This window comes from Bacillus sp. FSL R7-0685, from assembly GCF_038002425.1.
GTDB classification, from domain to species: domain Bacteria; phylum Bacillota; class Bacilli; order Bacillales; family Bacillaceae; genus Bacillus; species Bacillus subtilis.
The window spans coordinates 3,025,001-3,050,614 of the sequence record NZ_JBBOCN010000001.1 but is presented as its reverse complement, the minus strand read 5'-3'; the positions used below and the strand labels follow the sequence as shown (position 1 = coordinate 3,050,614).

The window sequence follows — 25,614 nt, the reverse complement described above, 5'->3', positions numbered from 1 at the left end:
TTACCGATGCTAGTAGCAGAACGGCAGCAAAAAATAGTGGAAATAGTAAATATGCGTTCAAGCATCCGCGTTTCCGAATTAAGTGACATATTTTCAGTCACAGAGGAAACCATTCGGCGTGATCTTGAAAAGCTTGAAAAAGAACATAAACTGAGCCGGAGCCACGGAGGAGCGGTCAGTATTCAGCAGAAGGAATCAGAAATTCATTTTTCTGAACGGGAAATCACGAATGTCATCGAAAAAAAAGCCATCGCTCACGAAGCGGCCAAATATGTAAAAAGCGGAGACCGAATCATTCTCGATGCAAGCACAACCGCTTGGTACATGGCAAAAATACTCCCTGACATTGAGCTCACCGTGATTACAAACTCAATGAAAGCAGCTATTGAACTCAGCAATAAAGAAAACATATCAGTCATTTCAACAGGCGGCATTTTGCTGGAAAAATCATTATCGTTTGCCGGCCCGTTAGCAGAGCGTTCACTTGAGACCTATCATGTCAATAAAACCTTTCTGTCATGTAAGGGATTTGACGTACACAACGGGATGAGTGATTCAAATGAGTGGCAGGCGCTGCTCAAAAAACGGATGATCGAAAGGTCGGACCAGACCATTTTGATGGCCGATTCAAGCAAATGGGGGAACCGCGAGTTTTCACATATTGCCTCGCTGCAAGATGTCAGCCGCCTTATTACGGATTCTGGACTTGATCCGGCATCGGTAAAAGCTCTTGAGGACAAAAAGGTGAAGGTGACAGCTGTTCCTCTTTCGAAGAGAGGGTGAAAGGATGATTTATACTGCCATTGATATAGGCGCATCAAGCGGGAGAATCATGGTAGGTGAACTGAATGAAGGGAAGCTTGACATACAAGAGATTCACAGGTTCGCTAACGGTTTCAGTCAAAGAGACGGGCATTGCTTTTGGGATATTGATCATTTGCTAAAACAAATCCTGCAAGGACTGCAAAAAGTAAAGACGCTTGGGTATGAACACTGCACCGTAGGCATTGATACATGGGCAGTTGATTATGTCTTACTGGACGAAAAAGGCGATCGGTTGCGGGAAGCAATCTCCTACCGTGATAGAAGAACAGATCACACAATAGACAAACTGGAACATACCCTCTCAAAAGCCGCAATTTATCAAAAAACAGGAATACAATTTCAGCCTTTCAACACGATCTATCAATTGTATGAGGAAGACCGTGAGCTGCTGATAAAGACAGACAAAATTATGATGATTCCTGATTATTTAGGCTATTGTTTAACCGGAAAAGCTGTAACGGAAATCACAAATGCGTCCACAACACAGCTTTTAAACGCCTCAACGGGAAATCTTGATCCTGAATTGCTTGAAGCCGTGTCCGTTCAGGAACAGCAATTTGCCCCGCTGACTGAACCGGGGTGTGAACTCGGGAAGCTAAGAAATGAGTGGTTCCCGGATTATGATCTCCCGGCGTGCAAGGTGATGACAGTCGCAACACATGATACGGCCTCGGCCGTCATTGCGGCGCCAGGCGTACATGATGGCTGGGCGTATATCAGCAGCGGAACATGGTCGTTAATCGGGGTTGAAAACAAAACACCGATAATAACTGATCTTGCTTTAGAAAACAACTATACAAATGAACGCGGTGCAAACAACACCATTCGCTTTCTCAAAAACATTATCGGCATGTGGGTGATACAAGAAGTCAGACAGCGGTTACAAGCAGATTACTCTTTCCAGCAGCTTGCAGAAGAAGCCGAAAAAACAGAACCATTCCAGCAATTTATAAACTTAAATGATAAACGATTCCTGAATCCAGAAAACATGATAAAGGAAATACAACATTATTGCAGACAAACCCGCCAAAAGATTCCCCGCACTGCAGGCGAACTTGCCTGCTGCATCTACAGCAATTTAGCCATCATCTATGCGATAGCCATCAAAGAGCTCGAAACAATCACAGAAAAACCGATCGAGCAATTTCATATCATCGGCGGCGGAGCCCGGAATGATTTCTTAAATCAATTAACGGCAGACATGAGTGGAAAAGCGGTATATGCAGGGCCGATAGAGGCAACTGCCACCGGAAATCTTTTGATGCAAATGATTGCTGCCAAAGAAGTCAAAGACATAAAAGAAGCCCGGCAAGTCGTCAGAAATTCCTTTCCGATCAAAGTGTTTACACCTAAAGACATTGACAGAAGCACCATCATTCAGTCATTTCAGCAAACCGTTTTGAAAGCGCTATCTAAATGATGAAGAGGTGAAAAGGTTTGAAAAGAAAAGCCAGTATCATGTTTGTCCATCAAGACAAGTACGAAGAATACAAACAGCGGCATGATGACATTTGGCCTGAGATGGCAGAAGCACTCAAAGCTCATGGAGCACACCATTATTCCATTTTTCTAGACGAGGAAACAGGCAGGCTTTTTGCATATTTAGAAATAGAGGATGAAGAGAAATGGAGAAAGATGGCGGACACGGAAGTTTGCCGAAGATGGTGGAAATCGATGGCGCCATTAATGAAAACAAATTCGGATTTCAGTCCTGTTTCGATAGATCTAAAGGAAGTTTTTTATTTGGATTAAAAAACTGATAAAGGGAGAGAGCCGTATGACCATAAAAGCCAATTATGACAGTGCAAAACAGGCATATGAAAAATGGGGAATTGATGTTGAAGAGGCGCTTCGGCAATTAGAGCAAGTGCCCATTTCGATCCATTGCTGGCAGGGTGACGACATTGAAGGCTTTGAAGTAAATAAGGGCGAGCTTTCAGGCGGAATTGACGTGACTGGCAATTATCCCGGAAAAGCGCAAACTCCTGAAGAATTAAGAAGAGATTTGGAGAAGGCTCTTTCTCTCATTCCTGGAAAGCACCGCGTAAACCTGCATGCGATATACGCAGAAACAAACAGGGAAGCGGTAGAACGTGACGAATTGAAGCCGCAGCATTTTGAAAACTGGGTGAAATGGGCAAAAAACCTTGGTCTCGGTTTAGATTTTAATCCAACCTTGTTTTCGCATGAGAAAGCGGCTGACGGACTCACCCTTTCACACCCTGATCCGGATATCAGAGAATTTTGGATCAGGCATTGCATCGCTTGCCGCCGTATCGGGGAATACTTCGGGAAAGAATTAGGAACACCTTGCTTGACGAATATTTGGATTCCCGACGGCTATAAGGATATCCCGAGTGATAGGCTGACACCGCGTAAAAGACTAAAAGAATCACTGGATCGGATCTTCGCAGAGGAGATCAGTGAACAACACAATCTTGATTCAATCGAGAGCAAGCTGTTCGGGCTTGGCTCCGAATCATATGTTGTCGGATCTCATGAATTTTATTTAGCTTATGCTTTGACGAACCATAAGCTTTGTTTACTTGATACAGGCCATTTCCATCCGACTGAGACGGTATCGAACAAAATCTCGTCCATGCTGCTTTACACAGACAAGCTTGCCTTGCACGTATCGCGGCCTGTTCGTTGGGATAGCGACCATGTAGTGGTTTTGGATGATGAATTGAGAGAAATCGCTCTTGAAATTGTACGAAATCATGCTCTTGAGAAGGTCGCCATCGGTCTGGATTTTTTCGATGCCAGCATTAACCGTGTAGCCGCCTGGACTATCGGAACGAGAAATATGATCAAAGCTTTATTGTATGCCCTGCTTCTCCCGAACGGATATTTAAAACAATTGCAGGAAGAGGGCCGCTATACAGAAAGGCTGGCCCTGATGGAGGAATTCAAAACATATCCTTTCGGAGCCATCTGGGATTCCTACTGTGAGCAAATGGGCGTTCCGGTAAAAGAAGCATGGCTTCATGACATCAAAGAATATGAACAACAGGTGCTTTTAAAAAGGAAGGCATCTTCTCCGATTGTCTAATAAAAAATCCGCCGCGGCATTTGCGCGCGTGCGGATTTTTTTAAGCTTGATCAGCAGGGTATACAATCCCCATTTGCTTTCTTGCTTCTTCCATAATTTTTGCGGTGGTCAAAGACCGTTCAAATGTATTTTCTTCAGATTCCAGCTTATTCTCTTTTATGAGCGTGACAAATTCTTCTGCTTCATAGAACATCGCTGGTTTAGGATCAGGGATCGCGATGTTTTCAAGGCGGCCGTCCCGGTAGCGGATTTCAACACGTTCAGGCCGGTGAATCGTATCGATTACAATCGTCCCGTCTTCACCCTGGATTTCAGCCGGGGCATAGGAAGTAGAGATTTTGGAATGCATCAGAACAGCTTCGAACCCGTCGTAAGACAGAATGACAGTTCCTTCTCCGTCCACTCCGGAGGATAAAGCATATCCGTTTGCTTTTACATCCTTCGGCGCGCCAAACAACACAACAGCCGGATAAATACAATAGACGCCAATATCCATTAATGACCCATTGGAAAGCTCAGGCTGAAACGCATTCAAAACAGTTCCGCTTCTGAACGCGTCATACCGTGAGGAATACTGGCAGTAGCTTGCGGTAAATCTGCGGACAGTGCCGATTTTATGCAGGTGTTTTTTCAGCTCTTTGAAATTCGGCAGGAAAGTGGTCTTCATTGCTTCCATGAGAACAACGCCGTTTGCCTTAGCCGCTGAGATCATCTCTTCTGTTTCTTTTGTATTCGAAGCAAATGGCTTCTCACAAAGCACATGCTTGCCATGGTTCATAAAGAGAACGGCTTGTTCCTTGTGAAGAGCGTTCGGGCTCGCTATGTATACGGCATCAAAGCAATCGCTCGCCGCCATTTCCTGAAGGTCTGAGAAGGCATGCTCAGCGTTGTGTTTAGCAGCAAACTCGCCAGCGCGTTCAGCCGATCTTGAATAAACAGCAGTCAGCTGAAAATCTTCGATATCCGCTGCTGACTCAAGAAAGCGGTCTGTAATCCAGTTGGTTCCTATTATTGCAAAACGTATCACTCGTATCGCTCCTTTTGTATGATATAGCTAAATTATAGCTTAAAAAGAACAAAATCACATGATAGATATAAATAGAATGTTAAAACCGTGAAAGCTTTTCCAGCAATTAACGGTTTTTATTTTTCATTATAGGGACGATAGTGTACAATTTAATTAAACTATGTATGACGGAGGAACGATAGTGGAGACGTTGCAAACATGGAGCGGCAGATTCAAGCGATTCTTCTTGGATAATAAGTTTGTTTTATTTTTGCTTGTGCTGCTGCTGATTGGTTTAAATATTCTAGTATTTACAAAAACATCATTTATTTTCACCCCGATTATTGTTTTGCTCAAAACGATATCACTTCCGATTATTTTGACAGGCATTGTTTTTTATCTGTTAAACCCGGTCGTCGATTTCCTTGAGAGAAGAAGAATAAGAAGAATCTATTCTATATTGCTGCTATATCTATTGGTTATCGGGCTGATCACGATCACAATCGTGTCGATCATTCCCTTCTTAAAAGAACAAATTATGAGTTTAATCGACAACATCCCAAGATATGTGGATATCGTTGAAAATCAGACGAAACAGCTGATCGGCAGCAACTTCGTCAATCAGGCCCAGCAAACGACGAACATCAATATATCTGATCTCGCAACAAAGGTTTCAGATCAGGCAGCGACAATTGTGAACAGTACCTTTACCGGCGTTGGGAATTTTATCGGCGCCCTGACTGAGATTATCATTTCAATCGTTACGGTTCCGTTTATCCTTTTCTATTTGTTAAAGGACGGAAAAAAATTGCCGGTCTACATACTGAAGTTTGTTCCGACGCAATTGAAAGAACAGACATACACAGTCTTAAGCGAAATGAATCATCGGTTAAGCTCTTATATCAGAGGCCAGATCATTGTCAGCTTCTGTATCGGGTTTTTGCTGTTTATCGGTTATTTGATTATCGGGCTGGATTATGCTTCATTGCTTGCAGTCATTGCGGCTTGCACAAGCATCGTTCCATATTTAGGGCCAACGATTGCCATTACGCCTGCGATTATCATTGCCATAGTGACATCGCCGCTCATGCTGCTTAAGCTGGTGATCGTTTGGACGATTGTTCAGCTGATTGAAGGGAAGCTGATCTCTCCGCAAATTATGGGAAAAAACCTTCACATCCATCCGATTACGATTATTTTTCTGCTGTTAACAGCCGGCAAGCTGTTCGGCGTTGTTGGAATCATTCTTGCGATTCCCGGCTATGCGGTTGCCAAAGTCATTACGACACATTTATTTGACTGGTTTAAAATGCGGTCACATTTATACGATGAAGAAAAAAATGAAAATACGCCGGGGCATAAAGTGTGATTTTCGTTTATAGTTATATAAGACGGGCTTTCCATTTATGGGAAGCTCCCGTTATGTAAAAAAATAAATGTCTAATGGGGAGAATCAAAATCATGACTCTATGGGAATTGTTTGTAGCCGCCATTTTAGGAATCGTAGAAGGATTAACAGAGTACGCGCCGGTTTCTTCGACAGGACATATGATTATAGTAGACGACATCTGGCTTAAATCAAGTAATCTGATGTCAGAAGAAGCTGCTAACTCATTCAAGGTGGTTATTCAGCTAGGCTCCATTTTAGCAGTAGCTATCGTGTTTAAAGACCGAATTTTAAATTTACTCGGCTTGAAAAAAAATATTACAAGCGACCAGGAGCAGGGACATAAATTAAGCATTGCCCAAATTGCCGTCGGACTCGTGCCTGCAGCTGTTCTCGGCTTTTTGTTTGAAGATTACATTGATGAATATTTATTTTCCGTTAAAACTGTGGCCATCGGTTTAATTGCCGGGGCAATCCTCATGCTTTTTGCTGACTGGGTCAATAAGCGGAAAACAGCGACAGACACACTCGACCGCATTTCCTATAAACAGGCGATAGCCGTCGGCTTATTCCAATGTCTTGCCCTTTGGCCGGGTTTCTCGCGTTCGGGTTCAACCATTTCCGGCGGTGTTATTCTCGGATTAAACCACCGAGCTGCAGCCGACTTTACGTTTATTATGGCGATGCCGATCATGATGGGAGCCAGCTTTCTAAGCCTCGTGAAGCATTGGGACAGCTTAAGCTCGGATCTGATGCCATTTTTCATCGTCGGCTTTATCTGTGCCTTTGTGGTCGCACTGTTTGTCGTCCGTTTCTTCTTAAGGCTGATTAACAAAATCAAACTTGTCCCATTTGCAATCTATCGAATTATTCTCGGTGTGATTTTACTTTTGATCATGATGTAAGTCGAAAAATAAGGCTCTTTTCCGAGCCTTATTTTTTCTGTCAATTCAAGAGGAAACAGCTTGTTTTTCAAAATAAAATCATCTATAATAAACATGACGTTACATACGGGGCCATAGCTCAGCTGGGAGAGCGCTACGCTGGCAGCGTAGAGGTCAGGGGTTCGAGCCCCCTTGGCTCCATACCTTTAAACCCTTATTCTATAAGGGTTTTTTGTTTTGAGGAAAAGGTTCATTCTCTGAATCCTCCAGTTGAGCGAAGTCAAAGTGAGCAGTTTATCTGTCAATCATGAATTTTCCAATACCTCCTTTTGTTCCTCAAAGACCGTCATGTCTTCCAAAGGAGGGGAGTAGACATGAAGAGACACCATTCGTTCGGATGTGGGATTAGACATTTTGTGAATTAAACCTTTGGTTGAAATAAGGCATTCTCCTTCGTGGACAAAGTATGAATTGGAGAGTTCTGCGTGTTCGCCGGCTGAGCGATAAATAGAATTAAGAAGTTTTCCTTCTAACACCATTGCACAACCAATGGATTGACCATGATCATGTACAGTTGTCTCCTTGTTTGGCGGAATGTTAATCACGATAATTTCCAATTCATTATTTCGATAGATGGCATTTCGGCCGTAAGCGTACTGGTCTGGTTCCTTAATATACGGTTGACTTAATTTTGCTGCGTTTGGAATTTGTTTTAAAGACGTTGCTAAATCTTTAACCGATGGATTTTTCAAGCCGCTAAAAATGTCTTGGATACACTCATACAGTTCCATTCGTTTTTGCCTCCCGGAATATTTAGAATTTCCTTACATTGGTATTTCATAGGTTAATTCATGGTATTTACCCATATACAATTTAGAGGCGGCAAACGCCCAGTGAACACAAAAAAATGTGCGGCCAAAATGTTGTCTTATCACCAACTTATTCGAGTTTATTAGTTGGAATAGTGGATTGAAAGGATTAAGACGGCCTGATTTAATTCGCTTGAGGGAACGGGCAGGGATTCATAAGTGCAGTTCTAGACACAATATCGGGGAAAAGCTTTCAAGCTTTCTATGTTGTGCTTGAAATTTACTCCATTGACAAAACACAATCGATTTGAGATAATATTTGATTATATGCTCATTCATTCACATAATTATAATAAAATAATATCATTTCCCCTGAAAGGGAGAATATTAGAATGAAAGCTAATGGTATGCAAAATCTATTAGCTTCTTTTGTTTTCAAAAAATGGTGTGTTTCGCATGTATTCATATAGGAAGGAATGACAACATGAAGACAAAACACTATTGGGTGATTTCTTTGCTCGCCGTCTTAGCGGTCGGGCCGGGATTGATGTCTAACACGGCATTGTCGTCAGTTCAAGGCCTTGTTCAGAAAGCGGTTGGAACAAGTGTCTTCACATCAGTAAATCCGATATTGATCGGCAATATGGCCTTTGCCTTGTTAGTTCCGGCAGGACCGTTGCTGAGGAAAAAATTCGGTGCTCGTCCCGTCTATCTGGCTTCATTACCTGTTTTTATACTAGGCTCACTGCTCATCGCATGTTCAGGCGATATTGCATGGATGGCGGCAGGGCGCTTTTTACAGGGGGCGGCAACAGGTGTCATGCTGATGATTATGATTCCAATGCTTGTACTGTCATTCCCGATTGAACGCAGGAATTATGCACTGCTTGTGCTGATCGGGGGATTCTATGGTTCTGTTATCATCGGCACAATCCTGGGAACCATTGCAACAAGCTGCGGGCATTGGAGATGGCTGTTTTTCATCTTTGGCACCTTGTCCCTGATCGGTGTCGCGGTGAGCTATTTCTTTCTCCATGACGAACATCACGGAGCGGCGGATCAAGAACAGCCGCTTGATCGTGCGGGAATTCTTTTATCTGTTTTCCTTGCCGCAGCCTCAGCGGTTTCATTCATTTTTCTGCAAAAATGGGGGCTGTCATCGGGTTATGTATGGATTGGTTTCGGGGTGACGTTATGTTTGCTCATTGGTCTATTGATTGTGGAATATAAAGTGAAAAACCCATTCATATCTATTAAACTGATGCTGCTGCCAAAACCGGTGCTTGGCTTATTGATCATAGCTGCAGGGACGATAACGGTAGCTGTCAGCCTGTCTGCTTTTCAAGGCTTGCTCCGTCAAATGTATGATATTTCTCAGGAGCATCTCATTCTTTTAAACTTGACTCTTTTAATCGGAGTGGCGATCGCGGCCATTTTGAGCGCTCTGTTTTATGATAAAGTCGGACCAGGGATGCTCGGTATTATCGGCGGACTCATTCTCGTCTTTGTGAATTTTCAATGGCTGCATATGCAGGATCGATCATCTCTTTATATGTTCGCGGCACTGTTTATCATGCTTGCAGCGGGAACAGGCCTGACAGTCGCCGCAGGGCTGATGGGAGCTGCCATGGGAGGCCCGCTGCCTGATTTGGTCAAGAGAATGACAGCTGTTCAGTTTTTAAGATTGTTTGTCTATATGGGAGTTCCTATTCTCATCGGCTTTTTCACGAAAAAAGATGCTGCCAGACAAAGCGGTTCGGTACAGGATTCTATGATGACTGCTTATCATGATCTCTTCTTCATTTCTTTTATCCTTAGCGTGCTGCTCGTCTGCCTGTCATTTTGTATGAATGCCACTGGAATGGGGCACAAGCTGGCACATAAACCACATGATAAAGCGAAAACAGCTCCGGAAAAACCGGCCGTTTCAGCAGAAGGTTTGTCGAAGGCAACTGTCAAATCATATAAAGTAATAAATGATACGGAATATCGGAATGCACTCAGAAATTTACAAAAATAGAAACATGGTAAAAACCTTTTCATTGAGCGAAAAGGTTTTTATTTTGCAATCTTTTCCCAACTTTATCCCTAAAGAATTGAAAAATATTAGAAGTGCAAGTAAAATTCTAAAAGGTAGATTCTTTTACATTCGTAATCTTTTAATTCGAAGGAAGGTTTTCATGGCCCGTAAAAAACTTAAAAAACGTAAACTCTTGATTTCACTATTTTTCCTTGTATCGATTCCGCTAGCTCTGTTTGTTTTAGCGACAACTTTATCAAAACCGATTGAAATATCCAAAGAAACTGAAGAAATCGATGAACAGCAAGTATTTATAGACAGTCTGTCCGGACATGCCCAAATTTTGTATGAAAAATACCATGTTCTCCCCAGCATCACAATTGCTCAGGCCATTCTCGAATCGGACTGGGGGAACAGTGAACTGGCTGCTAAGGCCAACAACCTTTTTGGCGTAAAAGGGAATTATAAAGGCCATCATGTCACGATGGAAACGGACGAAGTTGAAAAAGGGAAAAGAAAAACCATTCGCGCGAAGTTTCGAAAATACAGCACGTTTTTTGAATCTATGGATGATCATGCCCAATTGTTCGTCCGTGGCACATCGTGGAATAAAAAGAAGTATAAACCGGTGCTTGAGGCAGGGAATTATAAGGAAGCGGCAACCGCCCTGCAAACATCAGGATATGCTACAGATCCTGACTACGCTGACAAAATCAGCGCTATTGTGGAAAAATACGATTTAGATGAGTACGATGAGGTAAATCCATCCCTCAAATCTGTGGATTTAAACGCCTCTATTAAAGACAGTGCCGTTCAAGACGTATGGTCCAAGCCTTCTACTGATGATCGGTCCATAAGGCTTACCTCTGCCCAATCTTACGTCGGCAAAGACATAAAGGTTGTGTCTAAAAAACAGAAAGGCCAGTCTGTATGGTACCAATTCCAAATCAATGATAAACTTATTGGCTGGATTGATGATTCAGCTGTTGAAATAAAGGAGGCAACCTAAGCCCTTTTTACTGGTATTTTTAATTCTTTGTTCCATTCTGGGGAATTTGAGGTATAATATTCCACGGAAGTTATCACTTTTTAACTATGCTTTCGGGAGGGAACAAAGGTGCAGAAATATAGACGCAGAAACACGGTTGCCTTTACAGTATTAGCTTATTTTACTTTTTTTGCGGGAGTATTTTTGTTTAGTATCGGACTCTATAATGCTGATAATCTGGAACTCAATGAAAAAGGTTATTACATCGCTGTTATGATACTTGTAGCAGTTGGTGCGATTCTTACACAAAAAGTAACCCGTGATAACGCGGAGGATAACGAAATCATCGCGGAACAGGAAAAAAGACAAAATCAATCTCATATCGAATCATAAAAAAATCCGGCGACTGCACGCCGGATTTTTTTGATATCACCCTGTAAACACTTCGCCATCAGGGTAACGGATATTTGATTGCTCTGTTTTTGCGAATGAAAACACGAACGTTAAAGGACCAATTCTTCCGATAAACATGATGACAATAATGATACACTTGCCAGCTGTTGTCAGTTCAGGAGTAAGCCCCATCGTAAGGCCGACAGTTCCGAATGCGGAAAAGGTTTCAAACACAATTTGAAGAAATGGCGCTTGTTCTGTGATCGTCAGGGCGAAAATCCCTAAAAACACGATGAACAAACTGGTGACGCTCACAGCTAAAGCTTTAATGATAATCGGATATTTGATGGAACGGCGGAAAATAACCGTTTCTTTTTTACCTCTCAAGTAAGCAATAACAGATGTTAAAATCACGATGAACGTAGTCAGCTTAATGCCGCTCGCCGTTGATGCGCTTCCTGCTCCGATAAACATCAATAATAAAGTAAATACAATTGTTCCTTCTCTCATGCTTCCAAAATCTAGAGAATTGAAGCCTGCGGTTCTCGGCGTCACTGCCTGAAAATAGGACGCCCACAGTTTATCCACTATATGCAGGTGGCCGAGCGTGCCGGGGTTGCTGTATTCTAAAATAAAGACCGTAAGCATAGCAATCGCATTCAACATCAGCGTTCCTGTAAGCATGAGCTTTGTATGTAAAGAAAAAGCTTTAAAACGCCGATTTTTCATCACATCAAACAGAACCGTAAATCCGATCCCTCCTGTGATAAATAAGAAAGTAATCACGAGGTTTACTGTAGGATCGCCAACGTAGCTCATCAAATTATCAGGCCACAGCGAAAACCCGGCATTGTTAAAAGCAGAAATTGCGTGAAACAAACTTGCAAACAAGCCGGATGACCAGCCGTACTGAGGTACAAGCCGGATGGATAAAATGAGTGCTGCTATCAATTCAATACTGATCGAAAACAGAAACAGGACTTTGACAAGGCCAATGACACCGCCGATTGTCGGCTGGTTTAAGGCTTCCTGGACGAGCATTCGTTCTTTTAAGCCGATTTTTTTTCCTAATATCATGACGATCAAGACCGCAAATGTCATAAATCCAAGCCCGCCAATCTGAATCAGCCCCATAATAACTGTTTGCCCGAATACCGTAAATTGAGTACCGGTATCGACAACAGCAAGCCCTGTAACAGTTGTAGCGGAAGCCGCAGTAAAAAGGGCATCTATCCATGACAATGGCTTCGTAGTGGAAATCGGAAGCATTAATAGGACAGCCCCGATGATAATGGTAAGGAAAAAACCAATGGCAAGCACTTGAGGCGGTGTAAACCGAACCCATTTGATCACTTTATCCCTTTGAAGTGTCACTTTTGTCTACATCCCTTCGTTTTCAAAACGTTTAATATCCTTTTTGTGGCCCATGATCACCAGGCAATCTTGCTCGTGAATGATGTCTTCAGGCGCGGGGGAAAGACAGATATCTCCATGATGTTTAATGGCCAGGATCGTGCAGCCGTACTTTGCTCTTACATTCAGGTCAATAATCGATTTTGAATCAAGCTTGCGCGTAGCCAGCAGCTCGACAATACTGTATTCATCAGATAGATCAATGTAATTCAAAACATTTTCGTCTGAAAGGCTTTGTGCGATTTTAACTCCCATATCTTTTTCAGGATGAATAATGCGGTCAGCGCCTATTTTTTCAAGCACCTTGTGATGATAATAGTTTTGAGCCTTCACCCAAATATTTGGAACATCAAGCTCCTTTAATAATAGGGTGGTCAGCGTACTCGCTTGAATATTTGCTCCGATGGCAACAATCACATATTCAAAATTGCGTATTCCTAATGAAAGCAATTCGTTTTCTTCGGTGGCGTTGGCAATTACCGCATGAGTGGCGTAAGAAGCATATGCATTGACCTTTTCTTCGTTGATATCAACCGCAAGGACCTCATGCCCCATTCTATGAAGTTCTTTACAAATGCTGCCGCCAAACCGGCCCAGACCGATCACGGCAAATTGCTTATTTTTAATTCTTCCCAATGTTCATATCTCCCTTAGTGAATTAACGTTTTTGAAGCAAAAAAGACCATTGCAAAGAATGGCCGATAATAGACCTCCTCTCTGTATACGCCTACGAGGTTAGCTGTCGGATTAGGGATTCAGAGTACCCCCTCTTACTTAGTAAGATTCACCCCAAGGCTGTTAATAAAACAGCCAATCGTTGGTTCCCCCGTTCGTGTTTGATTAAGCGGTAAAAGAGACTGTATGAAATTGAACACTCAAGAATTTACTCCTGTTTCTAGTGTTTGTCAATTTAAATTTTAAACCAGAAAAAAGATAACGGGAATTAGAGAAAAAGGGGAGGGTAAAACGCAAAAAAGACCGGCGTTAACCGGTCTTTTACATTAGTTGCAACCGCAAGGCTGAGTCGGAGGAGTGCTGCGCTTAGCCACGTCAATGCTGGCTTCTGCGTAAAATTTATTTCCGATGCTTAATGATTTATTCTCTGCACGGAAAGTATATGTACCTGCGGCAGGAAGTGTTTTGTTATTCAGTTTTAATTTAAATTCGCCAGCTCCTAACAAATCAAGTGCCAAAGGAACTCTTACTGTTTTCCCGTTATTGAGGATCTGTGTTGTACGCAAGGCATTTCCGTTCAATGTGTCTTTCGTGTTTGCAGTAAATCCGCTTGGCAATGTAAACTCCATAACGCCAAGGCTGAGAAGCGTGTTTGGACGGTAAGTCAATTCGATATCTGAGAAAGACCATTCCGTTTTGCTGGCGCCAGTGATTGTTGCGAACAATGAAGCTGTAGACTGTGTTCTCATAGTAGATTCAGTATGAGCTTTAGTTGATGTAGATTCAGCCGCGAAAGAAGCTGTAGGTGCAGAAACGAGTAACCCGAGACTTAATGCACTAATTGCCAAAGAAGATAATAATTTGCGTTTCATAACAAAATTCCCCCTAAAAAATGATAAATTAAACAGGCCTGCCCGCTTTTCACCTCCTCTGAAGGCCAAATACAAATTTTACCTACATAAAATTACCATCAAATATTTTGGAAGTAAATGGGGTGTTTTTCCCGTATTTTTCAAATTTGTAGTAGTTACATCAAAAAAACGCCTGGTTTCCCAGGCGTTTTCTGCTTTACTTTGTTTCGATCGGTATAAATTTAAAAATTTCTCCGGTCTGCACCGATTCAGCAAGCCGTTTCAGCCAGTCATAGTAAGCTTTAGAGCTTTCCAGCTGATCATATAACTGCAGTGCTTCATTTTTGATATCCTCATCGAGATCTTCCTTGCATAAAACCTTTTGTAAATCAGCTTGAGCTTCCTCGATCGCTGCTACATTCACTTGAACCTCCCGCTCCCATTTAGGCGGAAAGAAATTTGTGAAAAATTTAAAGAAATCCTTCTCAGCCACAAATGTATGCTTACGGATGCCCCGGTGAAATGTTTTTTTCACTACATTTAAGTCTTGAAGCTTTTTGACGCCTGTGCTCATGCTTGGTTTGCTCATTTGCAGCTCCTCACGCATTTCGTCAAGCGTCATCTCATCCCTCATATACATCGTCCCATATAAAATCCCGACACTGCGGGTAATTCCGTAAAGATCCATCGTTTCAGCAATGGAGTCAATAACAAGATCCCGAGCCTGTTCTATAGCTGCAAATTCTGGATTTTCATCCATACTGACCCTCTTTTCCTTTAGAAAATTAAATTCGTTAAGTTATTTCTTTATGTTCTTTATCTTAACCAAACATGAGGAAAAGTCAAAAAGAAAAATCGAAATGGGACTTTGACAGTTTAAAAACCATGTGTTAGATTAAGGTTGTTAAAAACATTAAATTTTTATTTAACAAACTTTATTTACGTCAAGGAGGCTTATATGAGTCAAACATTATTCATTGACGGAGAATGGATCAGTGCCGAAAAAGAACAGATCCGCAGTATTATCAACCCATTTAATCAAGAAGAAATTGCAACTGTAAGCGAGGGAGGGCGAGAGGACGCCATCAAAGCAATCGCAGCCGCACGCAGAGCATTTGACAAAGGAGAATGGTCTGCGCTATCCGGGCTTGAACGCGGGAAAATTGTTCTGAAAATTGCGGAATTAATCAGACGCGATCTTGAGGAGCTGGCTGAGCTTGAATCTCTTGATACAGGAAAAACACTCGAAGAAAGCAAGGCCGATATGGACGATATCGCCAATGTTTTTCAATATTACGCCGGCTTGGCAGACAAAGATGGCGGAGAGATCATTTCATCTCCGATTCCTGATTCAGAAAGCAAAATTATTAGGGAGCCAATCGGGGTTTGCGGCCAGATCACTCCATGGAATTATCCGCTCCTTCAAGCGAGCTGGAAAATCGCCCCTGCACTGGCCGCAGGAAACACAATCGTCATGAAGCCGAGTGAGATTACGCCGCTGACGACAATCAAAGTCTTTAAGCTGATGGAAGAAGCCGGTGTTCCAAAAGGTGTTGCAAATCTTGTTCTTGGACCGGGAGCCACAGTGGGCGACGAGCTTGCCGTAAACAAAGACGTCGATTTGATTTCATTTACGGGCGGAATTGAAACAGGCAAAAAAATCATGCGGGCGGCAAGCGGAAACGTCAAAAAAATCGCCCTTGAACTTGGCGGGAAAAACCCAAATATTGTTTTCAAGGACGCGGATTTAGAAGTTGCGGTTGATCAGGCCTTAAACGCTGTATTTTTCCACGCCGGCCAAGTATGCTCTGCAGGTTCCCGCTTGCTTGTTGAGGATGCCATTCATGATCAATTTTTGGCGGAGCTGGTCAAACGGGCAAAACGCATAAAACTCGGAAACGGTTTTCATGCTGAGACAGAAAGCGGTCCGCTTATTTCGGCGGAGCACAGGGCAAAGGTAGAAAAATATGTTGAGATCGGAATAGAGGAAGGCGCGAAGCTGGAGACAGGAGGCAAACGCCCGGAAGATCCTGAGCTTCAAAACGGCTTTTTCTATGAACCTACTATTTTCTCAAACTGTAATTCTGACATGAGAATCGTTCAGGAAGAGGTTTTCGGTCCTGTATTGACAGTCGAAACCTTCAGCTCTGAAGAAGAGGTAATCGAGCTTGCGAATGATACCATCTATGGCTTGGCTGGAGCGGTATGGTCAAAAGACATTGAAAAGTGCGAACGGGTAGCTGCCCGCTTGAGAATGGGAACCGTTTGGATCAACGATTTTCATCCGTACTTTGCACAAGCGCCATGGGGCGGATATAAGCAATCCGGGTTCGGACGCGAGCTTGGAAAAATAGGCCTTGAAGAATACACAGAAGTCAAACATGTATACCGCAATACAAAACCGGCAGCGGTTAACTGGTTCAATTCATAAGAGGGGGAGATTGATGATGACATTAAATATGAAGGTAGAAAGCATGCAGAAATTCCACACATTTGAAATTCCGACTGTGATTAAGCATGGAATCGGAGCCATCAAGCATACGGGTGAGGAAGTAGCTGCACTGGGCGTTTCAAAAGCGCTCCTTGTCACAGACCCAGGGATTTATAAAGCCGGTGTTGCTAATCCTGTAATCGAATCACTTAAAGAAGCAGGCATTGAAGTGGTGCTCTTTCATAAAGTTGAGCCAAACCCGCCTGTCCGTCTGGTGAATGAAGGATCTGAGCTTTACAAAAAAGAGAACTGTAATGGTTTGGTGGCAGTCGGAGGCGGAAGCTCCATGGATACAGCAAAAGCAATCGGAGTAGAAGCGACTCACGAAGGAAGCGTGCTTGATTATGAAGCGGCAGATGGGAAAAAACCGCTGGAAAACCGCATTCCTCCGCTGACGACAATTCCCACTACAGCTGGAACAGGATCAGAAGTAACCCAATGGGCGGTTATCACAGATGAAGAAAGAGAATTCAAATTCAACACGGGCGGTCCGCTGATTGCAGCGCACTTGACCATCATTGATCCTGAGCTTCATGTTTCAATGCCTCCGCATGTAACAGCTATGACGGGAATTGATGCGCTCGCCCATGCCATTGAGTGCTATACAATGAAATTTGCACAGCCAATCACGGATGCGGTTGCCCTAATGGCGATTGAGTATGCCGCTCATTACATTAAGAGGGCATTTGCTGACGGAGAGGATCTGGAAGCGAGGTACGGAATGGCGCAGGCAGCGATGCTTGCCGGTCTTTCTTACGGAAGTGAATCAGCGGGCGCGGCTCATGCGATGAGCCAAACGCTTGGCGGTATTATCCCAGTCGCTCACGGCCAATGTGTAGCGGCGATGATGGGCCCTGTCATGGAATACAACTGGAAGGGCTATCCTGAGAAGTTTGCGCGTATTGCGAAAGCGTTCGGTATTGATACAAGCAAGATGACAACAGAAGAAGCTGCGAAAGCATCTGTCAATTGGATGTATGATCTGGTCGAAGATTTAGAAGTGCCGACTTTAGAAGAGCAGGGAGTATCACCTGATATGATCGAACGCTTGTCTAAAGAAGCAATGAAAGATCCGCAAACCTTCGGAAACCCTAGAGATTTAAATGAAAAAGCATACAACTGGATCTACAAGCGCTGCTTTAACCTTACGCCTAAAACGGTATAATCAAAATCCCGCTCCTTTACAGAGCGGGATTTTTTGGGATAATGAAGCATAGGTGGAAATTTTAGATAAGAAAGAAGGTGCCAGCTGATGTGGAAGCGTATGACTGCAAAAGCGGAAGGCTTATATATCGCAGATACAAAAAGCTTCGTAACAAAGCAAATGGACAAGCTTGATTTTGATTATGGCGGCATCCCCGGCGACTTGCATTTTGGCCTGACCAAAAAAGCGGGAGCCAGAGAACCAATGTTTTCAAGAGGGACTGAAATTTTCAACCGCAGACAAATTTCAATTGTTTCAATAGAGGAATGCAACGAAATCGCTTTAAAAATGGGAGTGCCGAGAATTTTGCCGGAATGGCTCGGGGCGAATGTGGCAGTCAGCGGTATGCCAGATCTTACTTCATTAAAAGAAGGAAGCCGGATTATTTTTCCGAGCGGAGCGGCTCTGCTGTGTGAGGGCGAAAATGATCCGTGTATCCAGCCGGGAGAAGTCATTCAGTCTTATTATCCGGACCAACCGAAGCTGGCGCCGGCTTTCGTCCGCCACGCACTGGGCATTAGAGGGATTGTCTGTATTGTGGAGAGACCTGGTGCTGTTTACACAGGTGATGAAATAGAAGTTCATTCCTATCAGCGAAAAGTCAAACGAAAAGCAGAAAGGGTCTGATTAAATCAGGCCCTTTCTATCTTTTCTTTAATTTCTTTCATTTGGCTGAGGTGCCGTTTTTCATGATGGCCGATAAAATCGATCCACTGTCTGACAGTCAGCTCTTGAAACACGGGATGCGGAAGCACTCTTTCAAAATCTTCTTCTTTCAGAGAGGCAATCGCAGCAGTCAGCTGCTCTCTTACCACATCAAGCTCACGTTTCATTTGGCTGCCTGAAATAAAATCATGCGCAGGCTCAAGATGACTCGGGGCTTTCCGTTTATTATTTCTGTCCTGTGCTACCTCAAGCGGTTTTTCTTCAATTTCTTTAATCGGAGCGTCCTTTACACGTTCCTTCAACATTTTTTGTGCGGTCATATCGATTTTTTTCAAATGGTCAAGAACTTCCCGTATGCTCCATTCTTCAGCAGAAGGCTTTTGGTTCAGCTTTTCGTCAGAAAGTCCTTTCAATTCGTTCCACGTTTCTAATCTGGCTTCATTAAAGATACTCATCATATCTCCTCCTAAAATGACATTACCATATATATAAGCAATTATCATTTATAAAGCACTTCAAACGGGTTATTTGTCTTAAAATTTTGAAACTTTTCCCGGGGTGTCTCGTATAAATGGTAACGGCAGCCGTTCATCAATGCATTGATGAAGAAAGGATGAGGAAATTGGAGTTATTTGGAGTACCTATACAAACAATGTATCTTTATACGCTTATTATTGCGGGCAGCCTTACGCTGTTATTCCTGTTTTTCGGAGATGTATTTGCAGGGCTGCCAGAAGGCATTCCGTTTCTTAATCCGACATTAGTGCTCTCATTTTTCACATGTTTTTCAGCGGGCGGATATATAGGTGAACTCGTATTGCCTCTGTCGAGCTTGCTGATTGCGCTTTTATCTTGCATCCTTTCAATCATGCTGGTGGTATTGCTTCACATCTTTGTACTGGTACCATTATCATCTGCAGAAGAATCATTGGCATATAGAGAAGATGATCTCAGAGGAAGACTCGGTAAAGTGATTACAGCTGTGCCGGTTGACGGGTTTGGTGAAGTGGTCATAGAAGGGATAGGCGGGACCATTTCAAAGTCAGCGGTCAGTTTTGATAATCAGCAGATCAGTTACGGGACAACGGTGTTAGTCGTAGATATTAACAACGGAGTTCTTTCGGTTACTCCGCATGAACCCATTTAACATACAAGGAGGAATTTGATATGACAATGCCGATTATAATGATCATCGGAGTTGTATTCTTTTTATTAATTGCACTAATAGCTGTGTTTATTACGAAGTATCGTACAGCAGGGCCTGATGAAGCGTTAATTGTAACAGGGAGCTATCTGGGCAATAAAAATGTTCATGTCGATGAAGGCGGCAACCGTATTAAAATCGTCCGCGGCGGAGGAACCTTTGTCCTTCCCGTCTTCCAGCAGGCAGAGCCGCTAAGCTTATTATCAAGCAAACTCGATGTTTCGACACCTGAAGTCTATACAGAACAAGGAGTGCCAGTAATGGCCGATGGAACTGCGATTATTAAAATCGGCGGTTCTATAGGAGAAATCGCTACAGCGGCCGAACAATTTTTAGGGAAATCAAAAGACGACCGTGAGCAGGAAGCGCGGGAGGTTTTAGAAGGCCACCTTCGTTCCATTCTCGGCTCAATGACAGTAGAAGAAATCTATAAAAACAGAGAAAAATTCTCTCAAGAGGTGCAGCGTGTCGCTTCACAGGATCTCGCGAAAATGGGGCTTGTAATCGTCTCGTTTACCATTAAAGATGTTCGTGATAAAAACGGTTATCTTGAATCATTAGGGAAACCGAGAATTGCCCAAGTAAAACGCGATGCTGATATCGCAACAGCAGAGGCTGATAAAGAAACCCGAATTAAGCGGGCAGAAGCCGATAAAGACGCAAAAAAATCAGAACTTGAACGGGCGACGGAAATCGCTGAAGCTGAAAAACTCAATCAGCTCAAAATGGCTGAATTCCGCAGAGAACAAGATACGGCAAAAGCGAATGCCGATCAGGCATATGATTTAGAGACTGCCAGAGCGCGCCAGCAAGTCACAGAGCAGGAAATGCAGGTTAAAATTATCGAACGCCAAAAACAAATAGAGCTAGAAGAAAAAGAAATTCTTCGCCGTGAACGTCAATACGACTCAGAGGTAAAGAAAAAAGCCGATGCAGACCGTTATTCTGTTGAGCAGTCCGCAGCAGCTGAGAAAGCCAAACAGCTCGCGGAAGCCGATGCCAAGAAGTACAGTATTGAAGCAATGGCAAAGGCTGAGGCGGAAAAAGTAAGAATTGACGGGCTAGCAAAAGCAGAAGCAGAAAAAGCGAAAGGAGAGACAGAGGCAGAGGTTATCCGCCTGAAAGGTCTTGCAGAAGCGGAAGCAAAAGAGAAAATTGCGGCTGCCTTTGAACAGTACGGGCAGGCGGCGATTTTCGATATGATTGTCAAAATGCTTCCGGAATACGCGAAACAAGCAGCGGCACCTCTTTCAAATATTGATAAAATCACCGTTGTCGATACAGGAGGAAGCGGTGAATCAAGCGGAGCAAACAAAGTAACCAGCTATGCGACGAACTTAATGTCAAGTCTGCAAGAAAGTTTAAAAGCATCCTCGGGAATCGATGTAAAAGAAATGCTTGAGAACTTTTCAGGAAAAGGAAACGTAAAACAAAGCATCAATGAATTAACAAATGAAATCAAAGAAGCCAAAACGGTCCAAAAATCAGAGTAAGGAAAGGACAGAACCGTATGGTAACTGTACGTGAAGCGAAGTTAGAGGATATAAAGGGTATTGCAAAAGTGCATGTAGACAGCTGGAGGACAACATACCACGAAATTATCCCGATTGATTATTTAAACAGCCTGAACTATAAGGAATTTGAAGACAAATGGAAAAGTCGCTCGTTAAAAGGAGTATTTGTTGCTCAGGACGAAATGGATTCAGTATTCGGCTTTGCTTCATTTGGACCTATTCGCTCTGAACAAGAAGGCTATGACGGCGAGTTATACGCTATTTATCTTCTGGAAGAGCGCCAGCGGCAAGGTGCAGGCAGGGCGCTCTTAGCAAAAGGAGCGGAGTTTTTGCTTCAACATGGATTTTCAAGTATGTTTGTTTGGGTTATTGAGCAGAATCCCTCAATTATATTTTATCAGGCCTATTCACCTGAAAGAGTAGCGGAGGACAACTTTGAAATTGCCGGAGTAAGGCTGAAAGAAGTAGGTCTTGGCTGGCCGGATCTTTCAGCTTTAAAAACACTTCTTAACAGATAACGAACAATCCCTCAGCGGAATTCGCTGGGGGATTGTTACTTTTACGCTTTGTCACTTTTAAGCAAACGGGGTGCTGTCATAAATAATAAACATAGGACAATTGCACAAATAATGAATGAAGGAACCATGTAAGTCGCATTATAAGTTAAAGAATAAATCCATACCGGTGTTCCTTTTGGAGCAAAGCTGCCGAAAAACACAGCTCCTGAAATGACATGCGCGGCATAGCGCAGCAAACTGCCGATAAAAACTGCGCTGACCACTGAAACAATCAATTTCCCTTTTGTTTTTGATACAGCGGCTTTACGGACAGAAGAAGCGAAACAGCCGCTTATGCCGATTGCTGCGAAAGCGACAATGTAATCTAACAATAGCTGTACAGGATGTTGAGCAAACAAGTTTCCGATTGCTATTTGTACTAGACCTGTCAACAAACCTGTAGTAAGACCTGCTTTGACACCCCAGCGAAACGAAATTAAAAAGATCGGAATCATCATGATGGAGACCGAGCCTCCTTGAGGCATGCTAAGAAACATTCCTGAGACAATGTCTAAAATAACGGCTGCCGCTGTCATAATGGCAATTTCAATAAGGCGAACCAGTTGCTTAGATTGATTCATATCTATCTCCTTCCATTGACAGACAACCAAAAGGACAACAAAAAAGCAGCACGCGGAAGGATGAGAAAAGTTCCACGCACTGCTTTACGATCTGCAATTCATTTGACTTTGCCACATCCCTACGCCAGCGTTAACTAACAGGTTCAAAGGGTCAGAACGAAACCGCTCACTCTCAGCTTTAATGCTCCCCTTGTGGTCATCAGTATTTAGTTCGTTTCTACTATACAAGAAAACGAAAAAAACAACAAGATCACATGACTGATGTATATGTTCTTTTAAGAAACTTATATGATACACACGCTTTAGAAATCATGGCGAGGATTATAGTTTATTTGTTTTATAGATTTTTTTAAAAAAACTATTGCAATAAATAAATACAGGTGTTATATTATTAAACGTCGCTGATGCACAGCGGACACAAACTAGATGCTTCAAAACAACTTGAAAAAAGTTGTTGACAAAAAAGAAGCTGAATGTTATATTAGTAAAGCTGCTTCATTGAGAAGTAACGAAATGATCTTTGAAAACTAAACAAGACAAAACGTACCTGTTAATTCAGTTTTTAAAAATCGCACAGCGATGTGCGTAGTCAGTCAAACTACTTTATCGGAGAGTTTGATCCTGGCTCAGGACGAACGCTGGCGGCGTGCCTAATACATGCAAGTCGAGCGGACAGATGGGAGCTTGCTCCCTGATGTTAGCGGCGGACGGGTGAGTAACACGTGGGTAACCTGCCTGTAAGACTGGGATAACTCCGGGAAACCGGGGCTAATACCGGATGGTTGTTTGAACCGCATGGTTCAAACATAAAAGGTGGCTTCGGCTACCACTTACAGATGGACCCGCGGCGCATTAGCTAGTTGGTGAGGTAATGGCTCACCAAGGCAACGATGCGTAGCCGACCTGAGAGGGTGATCGGCCACACTGGGACTGAGACACGGCCCAGACTCCTACGGGAGGCAGCAGTAGGGAATCTTCCGCAATGGACGAAAGTCTGACGGAGCAACGCCGCGTGAGTGATGAAGGTTTTCGGATCGTAAAGCTCTGTTGTTAGGGAAGAACAAGTACCGTTCGAATAGGGCGGTACCTTGACGGTACCTAACCAGAAAGCCACGGCTAACTACGTGCCAGCAGCCGCGGTAATACGTAGGTGGCAAGCGTTGTCCGGAATTATTGGGCGTAAAGGGCTCGCAGGCGGTTTCTTAAGTCTGATGTGAAAGCCCCCGGCTCAACCGGGGAGGGTCATTGGAAACTGGGGAACTTGAGTGCAGAAGAGGAGAGTGGAATTCCACGTGTAGCGGTGAAATGCGTAGAGATGTGGAGGAACACCAGTGGCGAAGGCGACTCTCTGGTCTGTAACTGACGCTGAGGAGCGAAAGCGTGGGGAGCGAACAGGATTAGATACCCTGGTAGTCCACGCCGTAAACGATGAGTGCTAAGTGTTAGGGGGTTTCCGCCCCTTAGTGCTGCAGCTAACGCATTAAGCACTCCGCCTGGGGAGTACGGTCGCAAGACTGAAACTCAAAGGAATTGACGGGGGCCCGCACAAGCGGTGGAGCATGTGGTTTAATTCGAAGCAACGCGAAGAACCTTACCAGGTCTTGACATCCTCTGACAATCCTAGAGATAGGACGTCCCCTTCGGGGGCAGAGTGACAGGTGGTGCATGGTTGTCGTCAGCTCGTGTCGTGAGATGTTGGGTTAAGTCCCGCAACGAGCGCAACCCTTGATCTTAGTTGCCAGCATTCAGTTGGGCACTCTAAGGTGACTGCCGGTGACAAACCGGAGGAAGGTGGGGATGACGTCAAATCATCATGCCCCTTATGACCTGGGCTACACACGTGCTACAATGGACAGAACAAAGGGCAGCGAAACCGCGAGGTTAAGCCAATCCCACAAATCTGTTCTCAGTTCGGATCGCAGTCTGCAACTCGACTGCGTGAAGCTGGAATCGCTAGTAATCGCGGATCAGCATGCCGCGGTGAATACGTTCCCGGGCCTTGTACACACCGCCCGTCACACCACGAGAGTTTGTAACACCCGAAGTCGGTGAGGTAACCTTTTAGGAGCCAGCCGCCGAAGGTGGGACAGATGATTGGGGTGAAGTCGTAACAAGGTAGCCGTATCGGAAGGTGCGGCTGGATCACCTCCTTTCTAAGGATATTATACGGAATATAAGACCTTGGGTCTTATAAACAGAACGTTCCCTGTCTTGTTTAGTTTTGAAGGATCATTCCTTCGAAACGTGTTCTTTGAAAACTAGATAACAGTAGACATCACATTCAATTAGTAATACAAGATATCACATAGTGATTCTTTTTAACGGTTAAGTTAGAAAGGGCGCACGGTGGATGCCTTGGCACTAGGAGCCGATGAAGGACGGGACGAACACCGATATGCTTCGGGGAGCTGTAAGCAAGCTTTGATCCGGAGATTTCCGAATGGGGAAACCCACCACTCGTAATGGAGTGGTATCCATATCTGAATTCATAGGATATGAGAAGGCAGACCCGGGGAACTGAAACATCTAAGTACCCGGAGGAAGAGAAAGCAAATGCGATTCCCTGAGTAGCGGCGAGCGAAACGGGATTAGCCCAAACCAAGAGGCTTGCCTCTTGGGGTTGTAGGACACTCTGTACGGAGTTACAAAGGAACGAGGTAGATGAAGAGGTCTGGAAAGGCCCGCCATAGGAGGTAACAGCCCTGTAGTCAAAACTTCGTTCTCTCCTGAGTGGATCCTGAGTACGGCGGAACACGTGAAATTCCGTCGGAATCCGGGAGGACCATCTCCCAAGGCTAAATACTCCCTAGTGACCGATAGTGAACCAGTACCGTGAGGGAAAGGTGAAAAGCACCCCGGAAGGGGAGTGAAAGAGATCCTGAAACCGTGTGCCTACAAGTAGTCAGAGCCCGTTAACGGGTGATGGCGTGCCTTTTGTAGAATGAACCGGCGAGTTACGATCCCGTGCAAGGTTAAGCAGAAGATGCGGAGCCGCAGCGAAAGCGAGTCTGAATAGGGCGCATGAGTACGTGGTCGTAGACCCGAAACCAGGTGATCTACCCATGTCCAGGGTGAAGTTCAGGTAACACTGAAT

23 protein-coding genes, 1 tRNA gene, 2 rRNA genes and 2 riboswitches (1 of these 28 running past the window's edge) are annotated in these 25,614 nt (G+C 43.8%); of the genes, 18 read left to right on the top strand and 8 right to left on the bottom strand.

Annotated elements, in window-relative coordinates:
* Window positions 1-6: 6 nt before the first annotated feature.
* Genes rhaR through rhaA form a run of 4 tightly spaced genes read left to right on the top strand, consistent with a single transcriptional unit; the run spans window position 7 to window position 3,877 of the window.
* Complete coding sequence (gene rhaR / locus MKY50_RS15995) at window positions 7-783, top strand: rhamnose catabolism operon transcriptional regulator RhaR (protein ID WP_009968057.1); 777 nt, start codon at window positions 7-9, stop codon at window positions 781-783.
* 4 nt (window positions 784-787) lie between these two features.
* Window positions 788-2,245 (top strand): rhamnulokinase, encoded by a 1,458-nt coding sequence (rhaB, locus tag MKY50_RS15990; RefSeq protein WP_042974474.1) that lies wholly within the window; start codon window positions 788-790, stop codon window positions 2,243-2,245.
* Between the two features lie 17 nt (window positions 2,246-2,262).
* Window positions 2,263-2,577 (top strand): L-rhamnose mutarotase, encoded by a 315-nt coding sequence (gene rhaM / locus MKY50_RS15985; RefSeq protein ID WP_014480666.1) that lies wholly within the window; start codon window positions 2,263-2,265, stop codon window positions 2,575-2,577.
* A 25-nt stretch (window positions 2,578-2,602) separates the two neighbouring features.
* Window positions 2,603-3,877 (top strand): L-rhamnose isomerase, encoded by a 1,275-nt coding sequence (rhaA, locus tag MKY50_RS15980; RefSeq protein WP_015251361.1) that lies wholly within the window; start codon window positions 2,603-2,605, stop codon window positions 3,875-3,877.
* A gap of 40 nt (window positions 3,878-3,917) precedes the next feature.
* Here the strand turns inward: rhaA and iolU are convergent, their stop codons facing one another.
* The gene (gene iolU / locus MKY50_RS15975) at window positions 3,918-4,904 is read right to left on the bottom strand and encodes a scyllo-inositol 2-dehydrogenase (RefSeq protein ID WP_069322850.1); all 987 of its coding nucleotides are present in this window, start codon (window positions 4,902-4,904) and stop codon (window positions 3,918-3,920) included.
* A 181-nt stretch (window positions 4,905-5,085) separates the two neighbouring features.
* On the opposite strand from iolU, the gene MKY50_RS15970 reads away from it, so the two are divergent.
* From MKY50_RS15970 to MKY50_RS15960, 3 genes are all read left to right on the top strand, one after another.
* A complete protein-coding gene (locus tag MKY50_RS15970) occupies window positions 5,086-6,252 on the top strand; it encodes an AI-2E family transporter (protein WP_014480665.1) in 1,167 nt (388 codons plus the stop codon).
* A 92-nt stretch (window positions 6,253-6,344) separates the two neighbouring features.
* Window positions 6,345-7,175, top strand: a complete 831-nt coding sequence (locus MKY50_RS15965; RefSeq protein ID WP_014477785.1) for an undecaprenyl-diphosphate phosphatase — start codon at window positions 6,345-6,347, stop codon at window positions 7,173-7,175.
* 107 nt (window positions 7,176-7,282) lie between these two features.
* Window positions 7,283-7,355: transfer RNA gene (locus MKY50_RS15960), tRNA-Ala, on the top strand.
* Between the two features lie 104 nt (window positions 7,356-7,459).
* On the opposite strand, the gene cdoA is transcribed toward MKY50_RS15960, so the two are convergent.
* Window positions 7,460-7,945, bottom strand: coding sequence for a cysteine dioxygenase (gene cdoA, locus MKY50_RS15955; RefSeq protein ID WP_021480465.1), 486 nt, complete (start codon window positions 7,943-7,945; stop codon window positions 7,460-7,462).
* Between the two features lie 502 nt (window positions 7,946-8,447).
* Between cdoA and MKY50_RS15950 the strand changes: the two genes are divergently transcribed.
* The 3 genes from MKY50_RS15950 to MKY50_RS15940 all read left to right on the top strand — a co-directional run bounded on the left by MKY50_RS15950 (window position 8,448) and on the right by MKY50_RS15940 (window position 11,364).
* Complete coding sequence (locus MKY50_RS15950) at window positions 8,448-9,983, top strand: MFS transporter (protein WP_061891028.1); 1,536 nt, start codon at window positions 8,448-8,450, stop codon at window positions 9,981-9,983.
* A 160-nt stretch (window positions 9,984-10,143) separates the two neighbouring features.
* Window positions 10,144-10,992: an exo-glucosaminidase LytG gene (lytG, locus tag MKY50_RS15945; protein ID WP_003228938.1), complete on the top strand. Its 849-nt coding sequence runs from the start codon at window positions 10,144-10,146 to the stop codon at window positions 10,990-10,992.
* 108 nt (window positions 10,993-11,100) lie between these two features.
* Window positions 11,101-11,364 carry a YiaA/YiaB family inner membrane protein gene (locus tag MKY50_RS15940; RefSeq protein ID WP_003222348.1) on the top strand — a complete coding sequence of 88 codons (264 nt, stop codon included), beginning with the start codon at window positions 11,101-11,103 and terminating at the stop codon, window positions 11,362-11,364.
* A gap of 36 nt (window positions 11,365-11,400) precedes the next feature.
* Here MKY50_RS15940 and ktrB read toward each other — a convergent pair whose 3' ends face one another.
* The 4 genes from ktrB to gbsR form a co-directional block, all read right to left on the bottom strand.
* Window positions 11,401-12,738 (bottom strand): Ktr system potassium transporter KtrB, encoded by a 1,338-nt coding sequence (gene ktrB / locus MKY50_RS15935; protein ID WP_080529717.1) that lies wholly within the window; start codon window positions 12,736-12,738, stop codon window positions 11,401-11,403.
* Window positions 12,739-12,744: 6 nt separating this feature from the next.
* A complete protein-coding gene (ktrA, locus tag MKY50_RS15930) occupies window positions 12,745-13,413 on the bottom strand; it encodes a potassium uptake protein KtrA (RefSeq protein ID WP_029318513.1) in 669 nt (222 codons plus the stop codon).
* Between the two features lie 72 nt (window positions 13,414-13,485).
* Window positions 13,486-13,634: riboswitch (cyclic di-AMP (ydaO/yuaA leader) on the bottom strand.
* A gap of 144 nt (window positions 13,635-13,778) precedes the next feature.
* Window positions 13,779-14,324, bottom strand: coding sequence for a biofilm surface layer hydrophobin BslA (gene bslA, locus MKY50_RS15925; protein ID WP_003243556.1), 546 nt, complete (start codon window positions 14,322-14,324; stop codon window positions 13,779-13,781).
* Between the two features lie 196 nt (window positions 14,325-14,520).
* Complete coding sequence (gene gbsR, locus MKY50_RS15920; protein WP_014480661.1) at window positions 14,521-15,063, bottom strand: transcriptional regulator GbsR; 543 nt, start codon at window positions 15,061-15,063, stop codon at window positions 14,521-14,523.
* Between the two features lie 198 nt (window positions 15,064-15,261).
* Here gbsR and betB point away from each other — a divergent pair, with 198 nt between their 5' ends.
* The 3 genes from betB (at window position 15,262) to MKY50_RS15905 (ending at window position 18,625) form a co-directional block, all read left to right on the top strand.
* Window positions 15,262-16,734, top strand: coding sequence for a betaine-aldehyde dehydrogenase (betB, locus tag MKY50_RS15915; RefSeq protein ID WP_029318514.1), 1,473 nt, complete (start codon window positions 15,262-15,264; stop codon window positions 16,732-16,734).
* A 16-nt stretch (window positions 16,735-16,750) separates the two neighbouring features.
* The gene (gbsB, locus tag MKY50_RS15910; RefSeq protein ID WP_341117324.1) at window positions 16,751-17,959 is read left to right on the top strand and encodes a choline dehydrogenase; all 1,209 of its coding nucleotides are present in this window, start codon (window positions 16,751-16,753) and stop codon (window positions 17,957-17,959) included.
* An 87-nt stretch (window positions 17,960-18,046) separates the two neighbouring features.
* Entirely contained in the window at window positions 18,047-18,625 is a 579-nt protein-coding gene (locus tag MKY50_RS15905) for an MOSC domain-containing protein (protein WP_003228953.1), read from the top strand.
* 5 nt (window positions 18,626-18,630) lie between these two features.
* Here the strand turns inward: MKY50_RS15905 and MKY50_RS15900 are convergent, their stop codons facing one another.
* Window positions 18,631-19,119, bottom strand: a complete 489-nt coding sequence (locus MKY50_RS15900) for a DinB family protein (RefSeq protein WP_003242867.1) — start codon at window positions 19,117-19,119, stop codon at window positions 18,631-18,633.
* Between the two features lie 167 nt (window positions 19,120-19,286).
* On the opposite strand from MKY50_RS15900, the gene MKY50_RS15895 reads away from it, so the two are divergent.
* Genes MKY50_RS15895 through MKY50_RS15885 form a run of 3 tightly spaced genes read left to right on the top strand, consistent with a single transcriptional unit; the run spans window position 19,287 to window position 21,900 of the window.
* Window positions 19,287-19,811: an NfeD family protein gene (locus MKY50_RS15895; protein WP_026113746.1), complete on the top strand. Its 525-nt coding sequence runs from the start codon at window positions 19,287-19,289 to the stop codon at window positions 19,809-19,811.
* Window positions 19,812-19,831: 20 nt separating this feature from the next.
* Window positions 19,832-21,361: a flotillin lipid rafts scaffold protein FloT gene (floT, locus tag MKY50_RS15890; protein ID WP_014480656.1), complete on the top strand. Its 1,530-nt coding sequence runs from the start codon at window positions 19,832-19,834 to the stop codon at window positions 21,359-21,361.
* A gap of 17 nt (window positions 21,362-21,378) precedes the next feature.
* Window positions 21,379-21,900 (top strand): GNAT family N-acetyltransferase, encoded by a 522-nt coding sequence (locus MKY50_RS15885; RefSeq protein ID WP_029318517.1) that lies wholly within the window; start codon window positions 21,379-21,381, stop codon window positions 21,898-21,900.
* A gap of 41 nt (window positions 21,901-21,941) precedes the next feature.
* On the opposite strand, the gene thiT is transcribed toward MKY50_RS15885, so the two are convergent.
* Window positions 21,942-22,520: an energy-coupled thiamine transporter ThiT gene (thiT, locus tag MKY50_RS15880; protein WP_003228966.1), complete on the bottom strand. Its 579-nt coding sequence runs from the start codon at window positions 22,518-22,520 to the stop codon at window positions 21,942-21,944.
* A gap of 99 nt (window positions 22,521-22,619) precedes the next feature.
* Window positions 22,620-22,721, bottom strand: a riboswitch (TPP riboswitch).
* Window positions 22,722-23,123: 402 nt separating this feature from the next.
* Here thiT and MKY50_RS15875 point away from each other — a divergent pair.
* Both MKY50_RS15875 and MKY50_RS15870 read left to right on the top strand, forming a co-directional pair.
* A 16S ribosomal RNA gene (locus MKY50_RS15875) occupies window positions 23,124-24,673 on the top strand.
* A gap of 170 nt (window positions 24,674-24,843) precedes the next feature.
* Window positions 24,844-25,614 (top strand): 23S ribosomal RNA (locus MKY50_RS15870) (it continues 2,157 nt past the right edge of the window).
* Together the 16S and 23S rRNA genes form the textbook arrangement of a ribosomal RNA operon.

Bases quoted from the DNA above. Each gene is read 5' to 3' on its own strand.
- rhaR (WP_009968057.1), top strand. From the start codon at position 7: ATGCTAGTAGCAGAACGGCAGCAAAAAATAGTGGAAATAGTAAATATG.
- rhaB (WP_042974474.1), top strand. From the start codon at position 788: ATGATTTATACTGCCATTGATATAGGCGCATCAAGCGGGAGAATCATG.
- rhaA (WP_015251361.1), top strand. From the start codon at position 2,603: ATGACCATAAAAGCCAATTATGACAGTGCAAAACAGGCATATGAAAAA.
- MKY50_RS15965 (WP_014477785.1), top strand. From the start codon at position 6,345: ATGACTCTATGGGAATTGTTTGTAGCCGCCATTTTAGGAATCGTAGAA.
- cdoA (WP_021480465.1), bottom strand. From the start codon at position 7,945: ATGGAACTGTATGAGTGTATCCAAGACATTTTTAGCGGCTTGAAAAAT.
- MKY50_RS15950 (WP_061891028.1), top strand. From the start codon at position 8,448: ATGAAGACAAAACACTATTGGGTGATTTCTTTGCTCGCCGTCTTAGCG.
- lytG (WP_003228938.1), top strand. From the start codon at position 10,144: ATGGCCCGTAAAAAACTTAAAAAACGTAAACTCTTGATTTCACTATTT.
- bslA (WP_003243556.1), bottom strand. From the start codon at position 14,324: ATGAAACGCAAATTATTATCTTCTTTGGCAATTAGTGCATTAAGTCTC.
- gbsR (WP_014480661.1), bottom strand. From the start codon at position 15,063: ATGGATGAAAATCCAGAATTTGCAGCTATAGAACAGGCTCGGGATCTT.
- betB (WP_029318514.1), top strand. From the start codon at position 15,262: ATGAGTCAAACATTATTCATTGACGGAGAATGGATCAGTGCCGAAAAA.
- gbsB (WP_341117324.1), top strand. From the start codon at position 16,751: ATGACATTAAATATGAAGGTAGAAAGCATGCAGAAATTCCACACATTT.
- MKY50_RS15905 (WP_003228953.1), top strand. From the start codon at position 18,047: ATGTGGAAGCGTATGACTGCAAAAGCGGAAGGCTTATATATCGCAGAT.
- MKY50_RS15900 (WP_003242867.1), bottom strand. From the start codon at position 19,119: ATGAGTATCTTTAATGAAGCCAGATTAGAAACGTGGAACGAATTGAAA.
- floT (WP_014480656.1), top strand. From the start codon at position 19,832: ATGACAATGCCGATTATAATGATCATCGGAGTTGTATTCTTTTTATTA.
- MKY50_RS15885 (WP_029318517.1), top strand. From the start codon at position 21,379: ATGGTAACTGTACGTGAAGCGAAGTTAGAGGATATAAAGGGTATTGCA.
- thiT (WP_003228966.1), bottom strand. From the start codon at position 22,520: ATGAATCAATCTAAGCAACTGGTTCGCCTTATTGAAATTGCCATTATG.